The sequence below is a fragment of the Martelella sp. AD-3 genome, assembly GCF_001578105.1.
GTDB lineage: Bacteria > Pseudomonadota > Alphaproteobacteria > Rhizobiales > Rhizobiaceae > Martelella.
Genome location: NZ_CP014275.1, coordinates 2,337,875 through 2,359,182, shown reverse-complemented (window position 1 = coordinate 2,359,182; position 21,308 = coordinate 2,337,875). Strand labels below are relative to the sequence as shown.

At 62.7% G+C, this 21,308-nt stretch carries 22 protein-coding genes; 15 read left to right on the top strand and 7 right to left on the bottom strand.

Going from position 1 to position 21,308, the window contains the following annotated elements:
* Positions 1-7: 7 nt before the first annotated feature.
* On the bottom strand, positions 8-190 hold the full coding sequence (locus tag AZF01_RS10950; protein ID WP_024709685.1) for a type II toxin-antitoxin system HicA family toxin: 183 nt from the start codon (positions 188-190) through the stop codon (positions 8-10).
* Between the two features lie 91 nt (positions 191-281).
* Here AZF01_RS10950 and AZF01_RS10945 point away from each other — a divergent pair, with 91 nt between their 5' ends.
* The 10 genes from AZF01_RS10945 (at position 282) to AZF01_RS10900 (ending at position 9,178) form a co-directional block, all read left to right on the top strand.
* On the top strand, positions 282-878 hold the full coding sequence (locus tag AZF01_RS10945; protein WP_024709686.1) for a tail assembly protein: 597 nt from the start codon (positions 282-284) through the stop codon (positions 876-878).
* Positions 879-896: 18 nt separating this feature from the next.
* Positions 897-4,094 (top strand): host specificity protein J, encoded by a 3,198-nt coding sequence (locus AZF01_RS10940; protein WP_051424145.1) that lies wholly within the window; start codon positions 897-899, stop codon positions 4,092-4,094.
* Entirely contained in the window at positions 4,091-4,948 is an 858-nt protein-coding gene (locus tag AZF01_RS10935) for a hypothetical protein (protein ID WP_061449676.1), read from the top strand. The genes AZF01_RS10940 and AZF01_RS10935 overlap by 4 nt, the downstream gene beginning before the upstream one ends.
* On the top strand, positions 4,948-5,595 hold the full coding sequence (locus tag AZF01_RS10930) for a DUF4376 domain-containing protein (protein ID WP_024709511.1): 648 nt from the start codon (positions 4,948-4,950) through the stop codon (positions 5,593-5,595). The genes AZF01_RS10935 and AZF01_RS10930 overlap by 1 nt, the downstream gene beginning before the upstream one ends.
* A gap of 4 nt (positions 5,596-5,599) precedes the next feature.
* A complete protein-coding gene (locus AZF01_RS10925; protein ID WP_024709510.1) occupies positions 5,600-5,959 on the top strand; it encodes a hypothetical protein in 360 nt (119 codons plus the stop codon).
* Positions 5,949-7,064, top strand: a complete 1,116-nt coding sequence (locus AZF01_RS10920) for a hypothetical protein (RefSeq protein ID WP_024709509.1) — start codon at positions 5,949-5,951, stop codon at positions 7,062-7,064. Before AZF01_RS10925 ends, AZF01_RS10920 begins: the two co-directional genes overlap by 11 nt.
* Positions 7,061-7,417 carry a hypothetical protein gene (locus AZF01_RS10915; protein ID WP_024709508.1) on the top strand — a complete coding sequence of 119 codons (357 nt, stop codon included), beginning with the start codon at positions 7,061-7,063 and terminating at the stop codon, positions 7,415-7,417. Before AZF01_RS10920 ends, AZF01_RS10915 begins: the two co-directional genes overlap by 4 nt.
* Before the next feature lie 61 nt (positions 7,418-7,478).
* Positions 7,479-8,423, top strand: coding sequence for a glycoside hydrolase family protein (locus AZF01_RS10910; protein WP_024709507.1), 945 nt, complete (start codon positions 7,479-7,481; stop codon positions 8,421-8,423).
* A complete protein-coding gene (locus tag AZF01_RS10905; RefSeq protein ID WP_036238009.1) occupies positions 8,420-8,842 on the top strand; it encodes a hypothetical protein in 423 nt (140 codons plus the stop codon). The genes AZF01_RS10910 and AZF01_RS10905 overlap by 4 nt, the downstream gene beginning before the upstream one ends.
* Positions 8,843-8,854: 12 nt before the next feature.
* A complete protein-coding gene (locus AZF01_RS10900) occupies positions 8,855-9,178 on the top strand; it encodes a hypothetical protein (protein WP_024708623.1) in 324 nt (107 codons plus the stop codon).
* An 829-nt stretch (positions 9,179-10,007) separates the two neighbouring features.
* Here AZF01_RS10900 and AZF01_RS10895 read toward each other — a convergent pair.
* The 6 genes from AZF01_RS10895 to AZF01_RS10870 form a co-directional block, all read right to left on the bottom strand.
* Entirely contained in the window at positions 10,008-10,796 is a 789-nt protein-coding gene (locus AZF01_RS10895) for a MetQ/NlpA family ABC transporter substrate-binding protein (RefSeq protein ID WP_024709505.1), read from the bottom strand.
* 186 nt (positions 10,797-10,982) lie between these two features.
* Entirely contained in the window at positions 10,983-11,651 is a 669-nt protein-coding gene (locus tag AZF01_RS10890; RefSeq protein WP_024709504.1) for a methionine ABC transporter permease, read from the bottom strand.
* Positions 11,641-12,684 (bottom strand): methionine ABC transporter ATP-binding protein, encoded by a 1,044-nt coding sequence (locus tag AZF01_RS10885; RefSeq protein ID WP_024709503.1) that lies wholly within the window; start codon positions 12,682-12,684, stop codon positions 11,641-11,643. Before AZF01_RS10885 ends, AZF01_RS10890 begins: the two co-directional genes overlap by 11 nt.
* A gap of 602 nt (positions 12,685-13,286) precedes the next feature.
* A complete protein-coding gene (locus tag AZF01_RS10880; RefSeq protein ID WP_024709502.1) occupies positions 13,287-13,640 on the bottom strand; it encodes a VOC family protein in 354 nt (117 codons plus the stop codon).
* Complete coding sequence (locus tag AZF01_RS23990; protein ID WP_152534612.1) at positions 13,637-13,837, bottom strand: hypothetical protein; 201 nt, start codon at positions 13,835-13,837, stop codon at positions 13,637-13,639. Before AZF01_RS23990 ends, AZF01_RS10880 begins: the two co-directional genes overlap by 4 nt.
* Positions 13,838-14,187: 350 nt before the next feature.
* Positions 14,188-15,126, bottom strand: coding sequence for a LysR substrate-binding domain-containing protein (locus AZF01_RS10870; RefSeq protein WP_161633055.1), 939 nt, complete (start codon positions 15,124-15,126; stop codon positions 14,188-14,190).
* A 158-nt stretch (positions 15,127-15,284) separates the two neighbouring features.
* On the opposite strand from AZF01_RS10870, the gene AZF01_RS10865 reads away from it, so the two are divergent.
* The 5 genes from AZF01_RS10865 (at position 15,285) to AZF01_RS10845 (ending at position 21,286) form a co-directional block, all read left to right on the top strand.
* Positions 15,285-16,166: a carbon-nitrogen hydrolase family protein gene (locus AZF01_RS10865; RefSeq protein WP_024709499.1), complete on the top strand. Its 882-nt coding sequence runs from the start codon at positions 15,285-15,287 to the stop codon at positions 16,164-16,166.
* Between the two features lie 79 nt (positions 16,167-16,245).
* Positions 16,246-17,838 (top strand): ABC transporter substrate-binding protein, encoded by a 1,593-nt coding sequence (locus AZF01_RS10860; RefSeq protein ID WP_024709498.1) that lies wholly within the window; start codon positions 16,246-16,248, stop codon positions 17,836-17,838.
* A gap of 9 nt (positions 17,839-17,847) precedes the next feature.
* Entirely contained in the window at positions 17,848-19,506 is a 1,659-nt protein-coding gene (locus tag AZF01_RS10855; RefSeq protein WP_024709497.1) for an ABC transporter ATP-binding protein, read from the top strand.
* Positions 19,503-20,435 carry an ABC transporter permease gene (locus AZF01_RS10850; protein ID WP_024709496.1) on the top strand — a complete coding sequence of 311 codons (933 nt, stop codon included), beginning with the start codon at positions 19,503-19,505 and terminating at the stop codon, positions 20,433-20,435. The genes AZF01_RS10855 and AZF01_RS10850 overlap by 4 nt, the downstream gene beginning before the upstream one ends.
* Positions 20,432-21,286 carry an ABC transporter permease gene (locus tag AZF01_RS10845; protein WP_024709495.1) on the top strand — a complete coding sequence of 285 codons (855 nt, stop codon included), beginning with the start codon at positions 20,432-20,434 and terminating at the stop codon, positions 21,284-21,286. The genes AZF01_RS10850 and AZF01_RS10845 overlap by 4 nt, the downstream gene beginning before the upstream one ends.
* Positions 21,287-21,308: the final 22 nt, after the last annotated feature.

The following is a 21,308-nucleotide window of genomic DNA, read 5'->3' as shown; positions in this document are numbered from 1 at the left end:
CCTTTCCTTACAGCCAACCGGCTTGCTTGTAGATGTTGCGTACTGTGCCAATCGGCAAGTCTTTCTTGGGGTGAGGGACGGTGACGGTCTTGTCGCCCTTTTTGAACTTGTGGTGCGACCCCATCACCTTGACCAGTTCGAAGCCATCATTCTCCAAGTGTTTGATGATCTTTCGACTGTTGGTGTCCATCAACTCGTTCCCTGTTTATGCGCATATATATACGCCTAACGCTATCAACTTGCAAGCAATTATGCGCATAAAAATACGTATAGTGTGACTGATGAAGAGAACCATCCACCTCCACGGCGATCTCGCACGGCAGTTCGCGCCGACCTACCAGCTCGATGTCGCCAGCGCCGGCGAGGCAGGGCAGGCGCTGGCCGCCGTCGTGCCAGGCTTCCGCCAATATGCTGCCGACCGGAACTTCCGCGTACTGCGCGGCGATCCGGAAACCGGCATGGCGCTCGGCCCGGATGATCTCGACTTTCAGCTCGGGCAGGCGGATCTGCATATCGTTCCGGTGATCGCCGGAGCGGGCAATCGCGGACTTGGCAAGATCATTGCCGGCGTCTTCCTGATCGGCGCGGCCTTCATGTTCCCGGGCGCGATCACCGGCATTGGCATTGGTGGCTCGACCATCGGCGGGGCGATGAAGGGGCTTGGCGTGGCGCTGGCCATGGGCGGGCTCGGGCAGATGCTGTCGCCGGCGCCGAAGATCAATAGCAATACTGGCGAGGACCAGTCCTCCTATCTCTTCAGCGGCGGCGCCAATGTCACGACCGAAGGCGGTCCCGTGCCGCTGGTTTATGGTCAAAAATTCCGCGTCAAGCCGGTGCTGATCGCCACCGGGCTTTCCACCGAAGACGTGGCCATCTGAGTTACCGGATAAAATCTCATGCATGATATGCGCATCTCCGGCCGTGGCGGCGGCAAGGGCGGCAAGAGCGGCGGCTCGGGCGGCTATAGCGAGGCGGCGAACACGCTGCGTTCCAAACAGACGTTGAGGCTCCTGTTCCTGGTGAGCGAGGGCGTCACCGGCGGTCTGAAGGACGGGGCGAAGTCGATCTTCTTCGATGACGTTCCGGTCCAGAATAGCGACGGCACGTTCAACTTTGAGGGCGGTTCGTTCGAAACCCGCAATGGCTTTCCCGACCAGGCGGCTCTGTCCGGCTTTCCGGCCGTCGAGAACGAACAGGGCGTCGGCGTCGAGATCAAAAAGGATCTGTCGGCAACGCGGGCGATCACCAATCTTGCGGCTACGGCGGTACGCGTCTCCATTCAGGTGCCGCAGCTGATCTTCACCGATCCCGACAATGGCAATGTCAAGGAGAACGCGGTCGATATCGCCATCGATCGCCGCACCGAGGATGGCACATGGAGCCAAGTCCGCAGCGATACGATCTCGGGCAAATGCACCTCGCCCTATGTCCGGGCCTACCGGATTCCGCTGGACGGGACCGGGCCTTGGTATATCCGCGTACGCCGGCTTTCCGAGGATGCCAATGGCACGACGTCGAACAACCAGACCTACTGGTCATCTTATACGGTGATCGAAGATTATCGGCTGACCTATCCCGACAGCGCTGTGATGGGCGTGACGCTGGATGCAGCCGAGTTCGGCGGCGGTGCTATTCCGACGGTCTCGGTCGACTGGGCCGGGATCGAGATTGCCGTGCCGTCGAACTACGATCCGGAAACGCGAAGCTATGCGGGTGTCTGGGATGGGACCTTCAAGCGCGCGGTCACCGATAACCCGGCCTGGATTTTTTATGACCTTGTGGTCAACGACCGCTATGGCCTTGGCCAATATGTCGATGTCGGGCAGGTGTGCAAATGGGCGCTTTACGAGATTGCACGCTATTGCGACGAATTGGTCGATGACGGCTTCGGGGGCACCGAACCGCGCTATACCTTCAACGGCGCGATCACCTCGCGCGATGAGGCGATCAACGTCCTGACGGCCTTTGCCGGTGTGTTCCGGGGGATGGTCTACTGGGGCACGGGCGCTGTCACGGCGGTCTGCGACAAGCCTGCCGATCCCGTCAAGCTGGTGACGCCCGCCAATGTGGTCGACGGCACATTCAGCTATCAGGGTTCGGCGCTCTCGGCTCGTCATACACAGGTGCTGGTCCGCTGGTTCGATCCGGCAAACAATTATATGCCGGCCATCGAAGTGGTCGAGGATGCCGATGCGGTGGCGCGTTATGGCTCTCGCCAGACCGAGATCCAGGCGATCGGCTGCTGCTCGCGCGGGCAGGCGCATCGCTATGGCGCATGGCTACTCGATACGGAACAGAATTCGACCGAGGTCGTCACCTATCGCGCCGGGCTCGATCATGCCGATGTCGCCCCGGGCGATGTGGTGCTGGTCGCCGATCCCTCCTATGCCGGCGTGCGCTATGGCGGGCGGGTGAAGACGGTATCCGATGATCTGGCGTCGGTGACGCTCGATGCGTCGGTGACATTGGCAGAGGGCGACGCCTATACGCTGACCGTAGTCATGCCGGATGGCAGTCTCGCAGACAGAACGGTGACGTCCGGGGCAGGGGAAACGGAAACGCTTGTCCTGTCCTCGGCCTTGCCGGGTCGCCCTATTGCCGGCGCGATGTGGATCCTGACCGGCTCGGATGCAGCGCCACGCCCGTTCCGGGTGTTGTCGATCACGGAAAACGACAAGCATCAGTTCGATGTCTCGGCGCTGATCTATGACGCAACCAAATGGGATCGCGTCGAGAAAGGCCTCGAGCTCGAACCGCCATCCTTCTCGACCTATCCGACCGGGCCGCTTCTACCGCCTTCGGACGTCACGGTCGCGGAATATCTCTATCTCGCCGGCGGCGTGTCGGCCCGTGGCGCCGTCACCATCGGCTGGAGCGCGCCGAATGATACGCGGGCCACGCTCTATGAGGTCCAGTATCAGGGACAGGGCGGGATCTGGCTTGCTGTCGGGACCACGGAAAGCGTCTCGATCGACCTGCAGGATCTCGATCCGGGGATCTACAGTTTTAGGGTTCGCTCCGTCTTTGCCGCGCTCAACCAGCGCTCGCCCTGGGCAACGCTGGACGCGGTCTATCTGGCAAGCGTGTTGTCGCCGCCGGCCAATGTGGATCGCTTCAATATTGCAGTCATCGGCGATGTCGCCACGCTGACCTGGGCGCCGGTTCAGGCGCTGAACCTGTCGCACTACGTGATCCGCTATTCGCCGGAGCTGACGGGCGTGTCCTGGCGCTCCTCCGGCGCCCAGCTCGATCATGTTGATGCGACCAGCGTGCAGATCCCGACGCGGCCGGGGACCTATCTGATCAAAGCGGTGACGCGGCAGGGCGTGGAAAGCCCGCTTGCGACCATGATCCAGACAACGGTCGGCGCCACGCCGATGAATGCGGTCGAGCGCTTTGTCGAACAGCCGGCCTGGTCGGGAAGTTTTGACGGCTGTCGGGCGGGCGAGCCGGGTCTTCGGCTTTCGGAGCGGCAAGACGGCGGGCTGTTGCCAACCGGCTCTTACGTCTCGGCGCGCACGATCGATCTCGGCTCGGTCTATACGTCCCGGGTGACGCCGGTGCTCTCCGTCTATGGGCAGGATGTCGATGACACCATGGTCAAATGGCCGGTGCTGAGCGCGCTCGACGGCATTGTCGGCGCGGATGCGTCGAAGTGGAATGCGGTCATGGAGATGCGCACCACGGATGACGATCCGGATGATGCCGGCGCTCTGTGGTCGGACTGGCGGGAGGCGGCAACCGGCGATGTGGCGGCAAGAGCCTATCAGATGCGGCTGATCCTCACCTCGGTCGATGACAATATCACGCCGATCGTCGCGCGGGCCGAACTGACCGTCGATATGCCCGACCGGATCCTGAGCGGCAACAATCTCGCCGTTCCCCCCGGTGGCCGACGTATCGGTTTTGACCCGCCTTACTTCGGCCTGACCGGGCTTTCGGTCTCGGCTCAGGGGCTTCGCTTCGGCGACTTCTACGAGATCGCCAACAAGAATGAGAGCGGCTTTGACATCGTGTTCAAAGACCAGTCCGGCACGCCGGTCGAACGCACGTTCGACTATGTGGCCGCCGGCTACGGAAAGGTGCATGCATGACGCAGTATAGCAACGTGACGATCGACCCGACCGTCACCAATGGCTCGCAGCTTGCGGCCAATATCAACAGCTGGCGCACAGCAACGCTCTCGCTGCATAGCGGCGTGGAACGTCCGGCCTATGCGACCGGCGGGACGATGTGGATCAGCACCGCCTCCAAACCGTGGAAGCTCTATGTCTTCGACGGGGCGGCCGATGTCGCGATCGGCGAGGTGGATCCGGACGGGCACGGGTTTTTGAGCGCCGGCGGAACCGGCTTCACCAATGACCTGATGACGGCCCAAAATGCGGCGGATGCCCGCCACAAGCTCGGCGCTTATGCCGAAAATGGCGGAACGCTCAGCGGCTATGTCCGGGTGATGTTCGACGGCGCGACGCTCGCTTCTTTCCAGGCGAGCGGCCAGAACGACGCCCGGATCGAATTCCGCGCCAACAATGGCGGCAACAGCTATGTCGAGGTCGGCCAGCGCAGCAATGGCGATGGCTTCATCTGGTCGCGCGGGATGGAGTATTCGTTTCGCAGCAATGGTGATCTGGCCGCCGGCGCCGGCTGGACGCTTCACGCGGATGGCAATGTCAGCGGTTCTGTCTGGAACAATTGGGGGCGCTCGGACGCCTATTCAGCCATTCATGACCGGATCGAAAGTCGGGCATCGGCCTATGCCAACAGCCGGGCCGCTGCCGGCGCCCGCGTCCAGCATGACAGCGGCACTTACGAGATCGGCACGGTCCAGACCACCGGCAACACGGTCGACTGCCCGGCCGGCATGTTCATCACCGGCCTGCGCTGCCAGAACTATGACTGGGCCGTGCGCGAGATCTATGTGCGGGCCAAATATGCGAGGAACCAGTAATGGCGACGACGACACTCACGCCCGACAGCGCCAATGCGCTCAATCCGGATCTCGATCACGATACGCTTGGCTATCTTCTGTCGCTGGCCTATCCCGAAGCGGAACCGGGCCGCGACTTCCGGACCGGCCATATTGTCGATGACGATACCGGTGCGCGCGTCGGTTCGGCCGTGATCCTCGATTGGCAAGTCGATGCCGCCTTTCCGACGCCGGATGATCTCCATGAGCTGGTAGATGCGCATCGCGATGCAGTCGAGACCTTTGCCCGGGAGCGTGCAAACCGTGCTCTGCGCCATGCCGTCGATGCCGAGCGGGACCGCCGGATTGCGGCGGGCTTCGTGTTCAACGGCGTTCTCTACCAGTCCCGGGCGGAAGACCGGGAGAACATTGCGGGCGCCGCGACCGCAGCCCTTGGCGCCATGATCGACGGGGCGGTGGCCGGCGACTATCGCTGGCATGGCGGTAACAGCGACTTCGTCTGGATTGCCGCCGACAACAGCACGCACAAAATGGATGCGGCGACCCTGTATGCGCTTGGCCAGGCGGCCCTTGCCCACAAACAGGCGCATATCTTTGCCGCCCGGGCGCTGAAGGATCTGTCACCGATCCCGGAAGACTTTGCCTCAGACAGACACTGGCCGGAGTAGCACCATGCCATCTCTGACAATCGGACTGAGCCTCGCGGCCATGCGGCCGCCGGGGCGCACGCGCTGGTGGGCGTCCGCCGCCTGGCAGGCTGAAGATACTGGGACCGGCCTGACGCTCGGTCCGACCGCCATTCTGGATTTTGGCGGCCGGCGCTACGCATTCGAACCGGACTTCTGGACATATCCGCGGCACAAGGCGCGCGAGGTGACAACGGGACGCTGGAGCGGCCCGGCGGCGATCCTCGGTTTTACCGGTGACCAATACGCCTTCGAGCCGGACTTCTGGACCTACCCGCAATATTGGGCGGATCACAACCCGCCAGCCGCAATTCTCGATTTTTCCGGAGATCAATATGCAGCCTAAAGCATTTGCCGAGATGATAAACTTCACCCGTCCAGGCACGGCGACCTATATCGGCGCGGACGGCCTGATCCACACAGCGGCGGCGGACGTGCCGCGCTTCGACTATACCAATGGGCGGCGGCAATTGCTGCTGGAAGGGCCGGCGACGAATTTGTTCTCGCGTTCTGCGGATTTGGGCAGTCTTGGCAGCCAGCGCTGCACTTCGACCCAGGGGTATATCGCTCCGGACGGAACGCCGGATGCAATCAGGAGCGTATGTAGCGGAGAGAAAGACCCTATCGTCCAGCGCATTGCCTTTGGCAACCCTTCTGGCCAGACGCAGACTTTTTCGGTCTGGTTGCGGACTGCCGATGCCATGGAGCTGGGCGGAAAGTGCCGTCTCTATGGCTATGGCTCAACGGGATTGGAGGCACTGATGTCGACAACGATCGACGGTCTCACGAGTGAGTGGCAGCGCATCCGTTTTACAGTTACTTGGCCGGAGGGGATGGAAAGCACGTCGGTGAACTGGCGAGTCGATCCATTCGACGGGATTGACGGGACAGACACGCCGCCTGCCGGTGCGGCCATCGATAGTTGGGGCTGGCAGGTTGAGGTGGGCGATCACGCGACATCCTATATCCCCACTGACGGCAGCGCTGTTACCCGTCCAGCCGACAAGGCGTTCCTCACCCCGGCCTTGAACGGCCTCCTCAGCCGCGAACAGTGGACGCTGGTGCTGGACGCCGCATGGATGTCGTGGAGCGATAATACCACAGCCTTTGTTCTGTTCCTTCAGGGCGCCAACGGCAAAACGATCAGGGCCGGTGCAGCTTCTGGCAACGGGAAAGTGTTCTTCGGCGGTGACACGTCGCTTTTTACCAATACGGACGCGCTGCCCGGCGAGACCTATAAGATCGCCATCCGTCGTGACGGGCCGACAATCGCGATGTCGGTGAACGGCGAAAGCGTCATATCAGGCCCGACCGGCGCTACCGAGATTGCCGATACCCGACTTGGATGGTCGACGAGCCTGATTGCAAACCCAACCAATATGGCAACAGATCAAAGCATCGTATGGCCTTTCGCCGTGACCGATGCCGAACTGCGGAGGCTTTCATCATGATCGATTATTATCTCAGATTTGCGGATCATGCCGATGCCTTGGCGGTACTCGAAGTTGCGGGCGTGACAGTCCCCGCCGAAGAGGACGAGCCCGCACACCTCGGGTATCAGGACGCCGGCCTGCCTGAGGGCATGCTGGTGCTTAAATCCGTCGGGGCTGCGTGCGACGGTCTCGTCTATGCGCCGACCGGCGAGACGCGCACGGCTGGGGACGGCATCGCATATCCGGTGATGGAAACCGTCGACGGCTACCACGTAAATCTCCGCCTGACCGACGGTGCTGTGCTGCCGGCGGAACTGGCGACCTTCCAGGTCGCGCCCGAACCGGCAACGCCGGCCGAACGCTTTGCCTGATCATTTGTCGGCCTGATGTAATGCCGGCCTGTCCGGCGAATAATTCAAGGGAAAACAGAAAATGGAAATCACCACGGTCTCAGAACCGGGGGCAGCCTTCGTGCGCGGTCACGAGGGCGCGCCCACTGTCGCCTATCTCGACCCGACCGGCACGCCGACGCTCTTTGCCGGCTTCACCATGAACTCGCCCTATTGCCGGCTGGAACTGGCAAAGATCGGGATCACGAAGATCGTGCCCGGCAAGACGACAATCTCGGTCGCGGACGGCGACCGGATCTTCCGCGCCGTCCTCAATCAGGGCTATGCGAAAGAAGTCGTCGCCCATTCGCCGGCGGATTGCACGCAGTATCAGCTCGATGCCGCAACCAGCGCCGCTTACAATCTCGGTGGTCGCGTGGTCAGCAAATGGCGCTTCGGCACACTCTGGCGCGCCGGCAAGCTGAAGGCGGCGGCCGACTATCTCGCCTCGCACTACAACACCTCCAAGGGCAAGCGCCTGCCCGGTCTCGTGCGCCGGCGCCGGGAAGAGGCGCTGCTGTTCGAACAGGGCGTGTATACCGGTGTGGATGCCGCCGCGCCCGAAGGCATTCCGCGAAAGGTCACGGGCACTGTGCCGGAAACCGGCGATCCCGTCGTGCGCGATGTCCAGACCATGTTGACAAAACGCGGTTTCGATCCCGGCGCGATCGATGGCTGGTTCGGCGAGAAGACCAGGGCGGCCGTGCTCGCCTATCAGATGGCGCATCCGCATCTGAAGAATGACGGCATCATCGGCCCGGCGACCATTGCCCAGCTGCGCCGGGATATGAAAGCCGTGAGGGATGCCACTCAGAAATCCGGGGCATCCGCAGCGGTAACCGGCGCGCTCGCCTGGGTCTCCGGCCTGCCGGTTGGCTGGATTGTCGGGGGCGTGGCCGTCGTCGCCGCCCTCTGGTTCGCCTGGCGCTACCGCGATGTCATCGCGCGCCGGATCAACACGCTGACCGGTCACGAGGTGTGGGTATGATCGCCGCACTTCTGACATGGCTCGCCAAGATGGGCGCGGGCGGTCTTCTCGACCGCGCCGTCGACCTGATCGAACAGCGGGCGGAACAGGCAAACGACCGCGAGAAGATCAAGGCGGAACTGACGGCCGAATACCTTAGACAGGTCGTTGCCGAGACCCGCGAGATGACGGCGCTCAACAAGGCCAAGTTCACCGTGCCGTGGTTCTGGCTGTTCGCCGGTTTCTTCCTCGTGCCGCTTGCCATCTGGTGGGCGGCGATCTGCCTCTACAACATGCTCTGGTGCCCGGACTGCATCTATGCGCAGCCCTGGACGATCGCCGCCTTTCCCGCCCCGCTCGATGCCTGGGCGGGGAACATGATCCAGTGGGTCTTCTATGTCGGCTCGGGCGTTGCCGGGCTACGCACAATCATCAAATAACGAGGGCAGGGCATGACGGTCGATCTCGCGCGTCATCTTGGAGAGGTTCAGGGCAAGCTCGATGCCCTGATCCGCAAGGTGGACGAAAACCGCAGCGGCAATGATGAAATCCACGACCGGCTGAACACGGTCGAGCACCAGAACGAACGTCTGCTCGAGCAGAACAAGGCCCTGTCACAGCGGATCGGCGAAACCGAGGAGTTCGTCGCCGAATACCAGAAGATCAAGCAGATCGGCCGGGGTTACATCCTCGGCGCCGCCATGGCCGGGACCGGGTTTGGGGTGTGGCTCTCGGATGGGCTGATGCAGGTGCTCAAGGCGCTGAAGGGCGGGTAGTCAGCATCTAACCGGAAGGACAGGCCTTTCCAGTAGTCTGTGTCTTAACGCGGGGCGGGTGAAGTCTGTAGGACTACTTGCGACGTCGAGGTCGCTTCGTAAGTTGCCGCAACCGATGAAGTTCACAGGCCTGCTGAACCTGGGTTTCGGGTAAGCCTGTAGCCGCTGCAGCAGCTCGAATATCTCCGCCGAGATTGACTATGGCGATCGCCCTGTCGAGTTCGTTGTTTCTCTTATGTCGGCGGCGCTTGGGCTTGTCTTTGTCGGACATGTCCGGATGACGCTCCGCGTTCATAGCGCCATTCTGATGCCGGCGAAGAGGAATCCCCCCGCGCCGAGTATTCCAGCGTACCAGAACCAGATGCGGTTATAAATCGGCGTTGAACGAAAACAGTAGGGGCATTTCGTTGCCCCCAGCTTCAGAGAGTAGTGACAACTGCAACGAAATAGACGCTTGTTCAATTTGGAGCCCCCAGCCAAGAAATTGGGTGCATCCTATAAGGGACGTGAAATCGGCGTCAATCTAAGATTGCCTAGATTTGCGAAAATCCAAGGCCGGTGAAGCGAACACTTCACCGGCCTTTTTCTCTGCCCGGATCCCGGGCGGCCTGCAGCCCGGGAGGGCTGCAAACGACGGGTCAGTCGCCAAACATGGTCCGGTCCGGTAAGGACATAGAATCCTCACCGCACCCGGTTGCCTGCGCCGGCGAGGCGGTGTGCGGCAGATTCGGACATATCCCACATTGCAAGGAATGGTCTCGGTGCGGCCCGTGTCGCCGCCGGCCGCCTATCTTGATGGCAGCGACGTTTCCCGTTCATCGCGGTCTGATCAGAAGACCGGGACGACCGCGCCGCCATAGGTATTTTCGATGAAGTTGCGAATCTCATCGGATTGATAGATTTCGACGAACTGCTTCACCCAGTCGGCGTCCGCATCCTCCGTGCGTGCGACGATTACGTTGGCGTAGGGACTGTCGGGGCTTTCGATGGCGATCGAGTCCTCGATCGGGTTAAAGCCGGCATCAAGCGCATAATTGGTGTTGATCGCGGCGACCGAAACATCATTGAGAACGCGCGGAAGCTGTGCCGCATCCAGCTCGAGAATCTCGATGTTCTTGGGATTTTCAACGATATCCAGCGGCGTTGCCTTCAGCCTGGCGCCATCGGCAAGCTTGATGACGCCCTTGGCCTGCAGCAGGAGCAGCGCACGGCCGCCATTGGTCGGATCGTTCGGGATCGCGACGCGGCTGTTTTCCGGAATGTCGTCGACGCTTTCGACCTTGTTGGAATAAATGCCCATCGGCGTGATGATCGTCTTGCCGACGGCCTTCAGGTCGTAGCCGCGATCGGCGACCTGGTTGTCGAGATACGGCACGTGCTGGAAGCTGTTGAGATCGAGATCACCGTCATTCAGCGCCTGGTTGGGCACGACGTAATCGCTGAAGGTTGCGATCTCGACATCAAGGCCCTGTTCCCTGGCAAGCTTCTGAACCTCTTCGAGGATTTCCTCATGCGCGCCGGGCGTGACGCCGACAGTGATCGTGTCCTTGGCAAGGGCTGTCCCAGCGGCAAGGCTGGCTGCAATGGCAAGTACGGCAAATGGGGTAGCGAGTTTCATTTCTATTGTCCTTGACGCCGGCGCGCCGGTTTCTCCGGTGCGCCGTGTTTCCTGATGGTGCTATTGATTTATCGAGCGGCTGGATGGTTTCGAAGGAATCCGGTTTCCAAAGTTGGGCCATTGGCGCAATTTCTTGCCAACGCACGGGTCGAGAACTTCACGTCATACGCCATTCCGACGGGAGCCTTACTGGCTCCGGTTCTTCTTGTCGAAGCTGCGCGCCAGACGGTCGCCGGCACTCTGAATGGCCTGCACCAGCACGATCAGCACGACGACGACGGCGAGCATGACGCCGGGCATGAAGCGCTGATAGCCATAGCGGATGCCGAGATCGCCAAGACCACCGCCGCCGACGGCGCCGACCATGGCGGAATAGCCGATCAGGCTGACGATGGTGAGCGTGAAGGCGAGCGTGATGGCGGGCTTCGATTCCGCCAGCAGCACCTTGATGACGATCTGCATCGGCGTTGCGCCCATGGCGCGCGCGGCCTCGATCAGCCCCTTGTCGACCTCCCGGATCGCGCTTTCCACCAGACGCGCGAAGAAGGGGATGGTGGCAACCGTCAGCGGCACGATCGCGGCCTGGGTGCCGATCGACGTGCCCGCGACCAGCCGCGTGAACGGAATGATCGCGACCACCAGGATGATGAAGGGGGTGGACCGTGTCGCATTGACGATCAGGCCCACAATGCGGTTGAAGATCGGCGCCTGCAGCAGCTCGCCCTTGCCGCTGGTCGCAAGGAAAATGCCGATCGGCAGGCCGAGCGCGGTTCCGATCAGGCCGGAGACGATGACCATCTGCAGCGTTTGCAGCGTGCCTTTGGTCAGAAGAGAGATGAGCATATCAGGCGACATAGCCGACGACCTCCGCGTTCAGACCGGTTTGGGCATAGAATTGATCCGCCTTCCGCATCACCGCCGGATCGGCCGAATAGGCGACATAGAGCGTGCCGTAGGGTTCCCCCGCGATCTCGTCGACAGTGCCGGCAATGATATTGACCGGGCTTCCGAGCACCGTCATCAGGCGCGAGACCAATGGCTGGTCAGCGGTCTTGCCAAAGAAACGCAGGCGGATCAGCGCATTGCAGCCGGGCTTGGGGTCGGCGATCACCTGGCGGCCGATCCAGTCCGGCAGGCTGCCGCCCGGCAGTGCCGCCAGCATCGAGCGGGTGGTCTCGTTCCGCGGCGCGGTGAAGACGTCGAAGGTGCGGCCGCTCTCGACGATCTGGCCCTTGTCCATCACCGCGACCCGCGAGGTGACGGCCTTGACCACTTCCATTTCGTGCGTGATCAGCAGCACGGTCAGGCCGAGATCGCGGTTGATCGTCTTCAGAAGGCCGAGGATCTGCTGGGTCGTTTCGGGATCGAGTGCCGATGTTGCCTCGTCCGACAGAAGCAGCTTCGGCTCGGAGGCCAGCGCGCGGGCGATGCCGACCCGCTGCTTCTGCCCGCCGGAAAGCTGGGCCGGATAATGGCGCGTGCGCTCCGACAGGCCGACGAGATCGATCAGCGGCTCGATCCGCTTCTTGATATCCTGCTTTCCCATGCCCGCGATCTCGAGCGGCATGGCGACATTGTCATAGACAGTGCGCGAGGACAGCAGGTTGAAATGCTGGAAAATCATGCCGATCGAGCGCCGGACGGAGCGAAGCGCCACCTCGTCAAGCGCCGCGACATCCGTGCCATCGACAATGACGCGGCCTTCGCTCGGACGTTCAAGACCGTTGACCAGGCGCACAAGCGTGGACTTGCCGGCGCCCGAGCGGCCGATTATCCCGGTGATCACGCCACTCGGGACACTATAGCTGATATTGTCGAGTGCTCTGAAAGCCTTCCTGCCGGTTTCACGGCTGTTGAAGGACTTGGTCACATTTTCAAAGCTGACCATCGGCGAGCCGGTTTCAGCAACCGGTCGCTCGGCCAGGCCGGAGACATGTTCTGCCATCGGATTCTCTTCTGCTGTGCTGGAAACCGGCGAGAAAACCTGCAGGAAACCGCTTGGAAAAGGTTGGCAGTCCGTTAGCACTCCGAACCGGATGTTTTCAAATCCAAAATTCCAAATGGCCGACAAAGCGAGGGGACGAGAGGCGGTTTCGCGTCCTTCCAGTTCCCGTGTTCATGACAGGGTAGAAACGGATCGCCTGCATAAGGTCGCTTTCGCGGCAAATCCCCTTTGTCCGGACGCGCGAAAAGGGTAGGGGATTTCTGGCCAATCTGGTTTACACGACCTACAAAAAGTCCAATGTTTCTGCAAAGAGCAGTTTACAGCTAGATTGTCCAGCGCCCCTGCTTTCAAGGGGATTCGTCGTGGCCTTCTAAGCCGACGGTCGCAGGTTCGAATCCTGCAGGGGTCGCCATTTCCTCTCTTGCTGCGCCTTGCGCAATATCGCATCGGACTGACGAAGCTCCCGGTTCTCGCTCAAGAGTCCTCAACGTCTGCGCAGCGTCGCCGGGCGCGCCGGTGACACCGGACTGGCGCCTCGCAGGTCGTTACGCCAGATGCGAGAGGATGTTGATCAGCTTGCCGGTTGGGTCGGCCACGAAGAAGCGTCTGACGCCCCACGCCTCGTCCCTCAGGTCGTAAACAATGTCGCAGCCCATCCTGGCGGCGCGGGCATACACCGCGTCGACATCGTCAACTTCCACGGAAAGGTCCGGAACCGGCGCCCCGGAGCCGCCTTCGCTCATGATGCTCAACTGCGTCTTGGCCGTCAGATCCGAACCGAGGGTGACGATCCAGCCGAGATCCATGAGCAGGTCGAGGTCGAAGAGTTCGGTATAGAATGCCTGTACCTCCGGAACCGACCCTGCGGCAACATTCGCTACGATACGCCGCACGCTCATACCGTCACCCCTTGGCTCGTTATCCACAGATGGCCGAATGGATCGCGCACGTGTTCTTCTCGCTTGCCGTCCCGGCGGTCCTTGACCGGAATGACAGTCTCGGCGCCCAATGCCGCTTGACAGAATGCGACGGCGGCATCGGCATCCTGAAAGATCAGGCGCGTAAAGACGGTCGTTGGTGTTGTTTTTCCCTGCATTTTCGCTCCGCTTTTATCTTGTCACCCGGGCAGGACAGGCAACGTGACGCAGCGCGTCTTGAATGAAAATCAACGGGGTCGGACATGCCCCTTGGAACACCGCCAATGGTCGGCCGTTCGAAGCGCCATCCAGAAGCGACATACCGGCAAGACTGAAGATGATCTGGCACCGTCCCGACGGCAGCACTGTCTCGAACCCAGACGCCTCGGGGTCCGAGACGCACCAGAGCTGGTCAATCAACAACCTGGCCGTCTTGTTTGCGGGATCGCGCGCAGTGAGCATCGTTTCCCTCGATTTGAATCCCGCGCAATTGGACCACTAAAGTCGCGCTGAAGCAATGGAAACCGCGTCAATCAGCGTCTGCCTGCCGGGATCGCCGTCGTCGGCTGTCTGCAGGCTTCCATCTTCCGCGGTTGCGTTCGGCCAACCAGTCGGCAAGCGCGATTGCGGCGCGGCGGTTCATGCCGTGCTGCGACAGCGCCAGATAGTAGACCGAGGCATTGTCGATCCGGATATCGGACAGGCGCACCAGTTCGCCCTGCTCGAGATAGGGTTCGATCAGCGCCTCCCGGCACAGCGCGACGCCGAGCCCCTGTCGCGCGGCATCGCAGATAAGGGCGGAGCCGGAAAAGAAGAGGCGTCGCGTCTCGCCTTCGTATTGCGGCGCCAGCCCTGCAGCCGCAAACCATGTGCGCCACATCCGCATATCCTCATCGTGCAGCAGCGTGGCGCGGGCGAGGTCGGCTTCGTCGCTGATCGCATGTCGGGCCTGATAGGACGGCGCGCAGACCGGGATTGCCGCTCCCGGAATGATCGGCTCGGCTCCCGGCGGAATCTGGCCGTCAAGCGAGAAGCCGATCAGAAGATCGGGTTCCGGGCTGACCGGCTGGTCCGATATATGTTCCTGAACGTAAACGGAAACGTCCGGATGCTCCGCCATGAAGGCATCTATTTCGGGCAGCAGCCAGTTGGGGATGACAAAACGCAGCGCGGCGACTGAGACCGGTAGTTTCTCGCGCATCGTCAGCCGGTCGATCTCGTGCCGGATGGCGCCGAAGCTCTCGTTGATGACCTGGGCCAGACTGTCGCCGGCTTCCGTCAGCGCCGTCTGCCGTCCGTCGCGCCGCATCAGGCGAATGCCCGCCCAGTCCTCGATCTGCTTCAGCTGGTGGCTGATGGCGGAGTGCGAGACATTCAGCGCCCGCGCCGTCGCGGTCACCGATCCGCTCTGGTGGAAGGCTTCCAGCGTTTTCAGCGCCCTCAGTGGCGGCAAGCGATCCTGGGCCATGTCGGTCTCCCGGTTCATGCAAGAATATGTTAGATTTATAGACGGGAAGCGGAAATTTTGTACTTTTTTTGTCGAATTTCTCACCTTAGCCTGTCGTTGATGTATTTTTCAGCTCTGCCGCTTTCGAAGGCATGGCTAACCGGCCGGAGGGACCGAGGATGACCACAGCGACAACGGGCGACCGCGCGACACTCCGGCTGGCGATGGCGCAGATGTGCGCGTCGAACACCCATGCGCGCAATATCGAGATTGTCACCGGTCTTGCCGCCGAGGCCCATGCGGCGGGCGCGGAACTTCTGGCGCTTCCGGAGGCGTCCGGCATGGTCAACAAGGATGTGGCTTCCGCCCGCCTTTCCGTCACCGACGAGGCGCGGGATCCGTTCATTGCCGCCTGCCGGGAGCTTGCTGCGAAATACGGGCTGTGGATCCACACCGGCTCGACGCCGCTTGCCGGCGCGGATGGCGGCCGGTTCTCCAACACCAGTCACCTGATCGACGGCAGCGGCGCGATCGTTGCGCGCTACGACAAGATCCATCTGTTCGACGTCGACCTGCCGGGCGAGGTCTCGCGCCGCGAATCCGACCGCTATGCGCCGGGCGGAGAAGCGGTGCTTGCCGAAACGCCGTGGGGCCCGTTCGGCATGTCGGTCTGCTACGATGTGCGCTTCCCGCATCTCTACCGCGATTATGCCCATGCCGGCGCAAAAGTCCTGTTCATCCCGTCCGCTTTCGCAATGTCGACGGGCGAGGCGCACTGGCCGACGCTGCTGCGCGCCCGCGCCATTGAGAACGGCGCTTATGTCGTGGCGGCGGCCCAGTGCGGTCATCACGATGACGGGCGCGAGACCTGGGGACAATCGATGATCGTCGATCCGTGGGGCACGGTCGTGGAAGACATGGGCAAGCGCATAGGGCTTGCGGTCGTCGATCTCGATCTTTCGAAGGTTGAAGCGGTCCGCCGATCCATCCCGTCGCTCGCCAATGAGCGCGACTACACATTTCAGCCGGCGGCGATGCGCCGGGGGCGGCAGACCGCCTGAAGCATCGCGACAGCATCGTCAGCAAAATGGCGGGCCGCCGGCGCGCCGGAAGAAACGAATTTCAGAGGGATCGCACATCATGTTGAAACGCAGAACGCTACTGACGACCGCCATGCTTGCGCTCGGCGCCGGCGTATCGCCGCTGGCCACGGCCCCGGCCTTCGCGCAGGAGGATAACCGCCCGGATTTCGCCTTTGCGGTCGACAATCTCTGGTCGACGCTCGACCCGGTGATCGGCCTTTCGACCACCGGCGGCCGGGTTTACGGCAATGTGTTCGACACGCTGGTGAAGCGGAACTATTTCGAGGACCCTGAAGGCAACACCATCATTCCCGGGCTCGCCACGAGCTGGGAACAGGTGACGCCGACCACCTGGCGGCTGCACCTGCGCGAAGGGGTGACGTTCCAGAACGGCGATCCGATGACCGCCGAGGACGTCGCCTTCTCGCTGTCCGAGGAGCGCCTGTGGGGCGAAAAGCCGCTGGCGCCGCGCGGCAAGAACTATGCCCGCGGGCTTGTCGGCGTCACCGTCGTCGATGACTACACCGTGGACCTTGAGACCGCCTTTCCGGATGCCACCTTCATCAACCGCCTGACGACGCCGATCGGTTATGTTCTGCCGAAGGACTATTATGAAAGCGTCGGCACCGAGGCCTTCGGCCAGAAGCCGATCGGAACCGGGCCCTACATGATCACCGATTTCGATCCCTCCGACCATGCCGTGGCCGTCGCCTATGACGACTACTGGGACGGCGCGCCGCCGCTGAAGAGCGTGACCTGGAAGATCGTGCCCGAGTTCTCGACGCGCTATGCCGGCCTCGTCTCGGGTGACTACGACCTGATCATGAGCGTTCCGATCGACCAGCTGGAGGCGGTCGAGGCGACCGACGGCATTCACCTGATCGTCGACCAGATCGGCAATTATCCGATGTTCGCCTTCAACACGCTCACCATCGAGGGCATGGACGACAATCCGCTGGTGGACGCCAACCTGCGCAAGGCGATGGTGATGGCGATCGATCGCGACGCCATTACCGAGGCGCTGTGGAACGGCATGACCTTCACGCCGACGCCGTTCAACTTTCCGGAATACGGCCCCTATTTCGATCCCGACCGCAAGGCGACCTACAGCTATGATCCGGAACGCGCGGCCGAATTCCTGGCCGAGAGCGACTATGACGGCCAGACGCTGACCTGGAACATCGTGCGCGGCTTCTACCCGAACTACGAGGCGGCGGCCGAATACATGGTCGAGATGTGGCGCGACATGGGCATCAATGTCGAACTCAACATCGTCGACAATTTCTCGCTCGCCTATCAGCGGCCGTTCCACATGCTCAACATGTCGATGTCGTCCGAGTTCACCGGCGACCCCTACCGCCCGCTGTGGCTGGACTGGGGCCCGTCTTCGAGCCGCGTCACCGCCGCTCACCGCACCTGGGCGCCGACCGAGGCTTTCCTGGAGGATGGCGAGCGGTTCGAGCGGGCGCAGACCTTCGAGGAGAAGAATGCCGCCTATCTCGATCTGGTGAAGGACTGGGAAGACGTGACGCCGGGCATGTATCTCTGGCGCAATGTCCAGACCTTCGCCATGAGCGACAAGTATGAGTGGGACCCGGGCAGCTCGCAGCTGACGATCTTCACCAGCGACTTCCTGACGATCGAACCCTAGGAAACGCCGGTGGCTGACCGTCAGACCGACCTGCTCGACATTCGCGGCCTGACGATAGCGCTGCCGGAGGGAGCGGACCGCGACCACGCGGTCCGTGGCCTCGATCTTTCGATCCGGCGGGGCGAGTGCGTCTGCCTCGTTGGCGAAAGCGGCTCGGGCAAGTCGATCACCGCCCAGGCCCTGCTCGACATGCTGCCGCGCGGGCTGAAGAAGACCGAAGGCGAGATCGTATTCGAAGGCGCCCCGCTGCCGGTGGGCGATTCTGCCGCCATGCGTCGCATCAGGGGCGACCGGATCGGCCTGATCTTCCAGGAGCCGGCTGCCACGCTCGATCCGGTGATGACGGTCGGAAAGCAGATCGAGGAACTGCTGCAGGTCCATGGCTTGCGCCCGGCGCGGGCGCGCCGGGCCCGCGCCCTGGAGATGATCACGGCCGTGCGGCTTGCCGATCCCGAGCGCATCCACAAATCCTATCCGCACCAGCTTTCCGGCGGTCAGGCCCAGCGGATCGCGATCGCCATGGCGCTGGCGCTGAAGCCGGCGCTCCTGATCGCCGACGAGCCGACGACCGCGCTCGACGTGACCACGCAGGCGGAAATCCTGGCGCTGATCCGCGAACTGCAGCATGAATTCGGGGCCGGCCTTCTGTTCATCACCCACGATCTTTCCGTCGTCGCCGATATCGCCGACCGGGTGATGGTGATGCGCGAGGGCGAGATCGTCGAAGCCGGCAGCCGTGACGCAATCTTCGAGGCGCCGCGGCACCCCTATACGATCCGTCTGCTCGAAAGCCTGCCGCGTCCCGGCGCGAATGCGTCGCCCGAGCGGGCGGCACCCGTGGTGCTGGAAGCGCGCGATATCGCCATCACCTATCATCAGCGCGACGGCGTTTTCGGCAACCGCGCCATCGAGGCCGTGCGCGGCGTATCGCTTGTCCTGAAGCGCGGCGAGACCCATGGCCTTGTCGGCCAGAGCGGATCGGGCAAGTCCTCGCTCGTGCGCGGCATCCTCCAGCTCGAGCCGCTCTCCGGCGGGACGGTGCTTCTCGATGGCACGGATATCGCCGCGACCGGCATGACGCGGGCCATGCGCAAACGCATCCAGCTCGTGCAGCAGGACCCGTTCAGCGCGCTCAACCCGCGCCAGAAGGCCGGTTGGAGCGTCGCCGAGGGCGCGCTGATCCACGGCGCGACCCGGAAGCAAGCGGCTGAACGCGCCCGCGAAATGCTTGCGCTGGTCGGTCTGCCGGAACAGGCCTTCGACCGTTTTCCGCACGAATTTTCCGGCGGCCAGCGGCAGCGGCTCTGCATTGCCCGCGCGCTGGTGGTCGAGCCGGAGATCCTGGTCGCCGACGAGGCGATCTCGGCGCTCGACGTCTCGATCCAGGCGCAGATCCTGGCGCTCTTCGCCTCGCTCCAGAAAAAGCTCGGCTTCGCCATGCTGTTCGTGACCCATGACCTTCGCGTTGCCGCTTCGATCTGCGATGAAGTGGCGGTGATGTATCGCGGCGAGGCGGTGGAGCAGGGACCGGCCTCGAAGGTGCTGGTGACGCCGGCCCATGACTACACAAGAACGCTGCTCGATGCGGTTCCCGACCGCGCGGGCCGCGCGACATCGTCCCTTGCGCGCGCCGCACGCGTCACTGCCACGGGAGGCGATCCCTCATGACCCGGGTCATCCTGTTCCGCATTCTGCGTTCGCTCGCGACGCTGCTGATCGCGGTGACGATCGTGTTCTTCTTCATCCGCCTGTCGGGCGACCCGGCGCAGGCGCTCGCCCCGCCGGATGCGCCGCCCGAGGTGGTGGAGGCCTATCGCGTCAAGCTGGGGCTCGACAAGCCGCTGCCGGTGCAATACGCGAATTACGTTCTCGGCCTGTTTCAGGGCGATTTCGGCTATTCGATCCACACCGGAAAATCCTCTCTGACGCTGTTTCTCGACCGGCTTCCGGCGACGCTGATGCTGGGCGGAACGGCGCTGGCCATCGCGGTGATCTTCGGCATCTCCATCGGCGCGGTCGCGGCGCTCAACCGCAACAGCTTTATCGACCGGCTGGTGATGGGCTTTTCCGTGTTCGCCTTCGCCATGCCGAACTTCTTCTTCGGCCTCGTGGTGATTTTGACGGGCGCGCTGGTGTTCGGCGTGTTCTTCGGGGCGGCCGCCAACGGCCATATTTCGCTGCTTCTGCTCTTGCCGCCGGCGGCTACGCTGGGGCTTGCCTCGATGGGCGCATTCGCCCGGTTCACGCGGTCCTCGCTGCTGGAGACGATCAACCAGCCCTTCATGATGGCGCTCGAGGCGCGCGGCGTGCCGGCGGCACGGCGACTGTGGCGGCATGCCGCGCCCAATGCGGCTATCCCGATCGTCACCATGCTCGGCCTCAGCCTCGGCAGTCTGGTGGCCGGCGCGGTGGTAACGGAGCAGGTCTTCGCCTGGCCGGGCGTCGGGCAGCTGCTGGTGCGCTCGGTCGCCACCCGCGATATCGCCGTGGTCCAGTTCCTGGTGCTGGCCGTCACCTTCTCGATGACCTTCGCCAACCTCGCGGTCGATATCCTCTACTCGTTTCTCGACCCCCGAATCCGGAGGGCCGCGTCATGACGACCTTCCGCGACATGCCGCTTGCGGTGCGCATCGCCATCGGCTTCGTCATCCTGTTCGTGCTGTTCGCCCTGTTCGGCGGCTTCCTAACGCCCTACGATTTCCGCCAGACCTCGCTGCTCGACCGGTTCGAGCCCCCGGTCTTTCTCGGCGGAACGTGGGACCATGTTCTGGGCACGGACGGGCGCGGGCGCGATCTGCTGGCCCGCCTTGCCATGGGCGCGAAGGTGACGCTTCTGGTCGCGATCTTCGGAACGCTGATCGGCGCGGTGTTCGGCTCGCTTCTGGGGCTGATCGCCGGCGGGCGGCGCGGCAAGGCCGATACGCTGATCATGATGGCGGTCGACGTGCAGGCCTCCGTGCCGATCATCATCATCGCGCTCTTCGTGCTGGCGCTGTTCAAGAGCAGCCTGCTGCTGATCGTGATCATGGTCGGCTTCAGCGGCTGGGAAAATTATGCGCGTCTGGTGCGCGCCTCCACGCTTTCGGTGCGCGAACGCGGCTATGTCACCGCCGAGCGGGTTCTGGGCGCATCATCCGCGCGAATCTATCTGCGCTATATCCTGCCCAATATCTTCAACGTCATACTGGTGCAGTTCACTATCAACCTGCCGCTGACGGTGCTGCTGGAAACCGCCCTCAGCTTCCTCGGCCTCGGCGTCCAGCCTCCGATGACCAGCCTCGGCCAGATCATGAGCGACGGGCGCGACCGGCTCTTGACCTCGTGGTGGCTCACCATGTTTCCCGGCGCGATCATCTTCTTCCTGGCGCTGTCGGTTTCGATCGTTGGCGACTGGCTGCGCGACCAGCTTGACCCGACGCTCCGCAATGCCGGCCGCCGGGGAACCTGATCCGCTCCTTCCCTTCCGACAA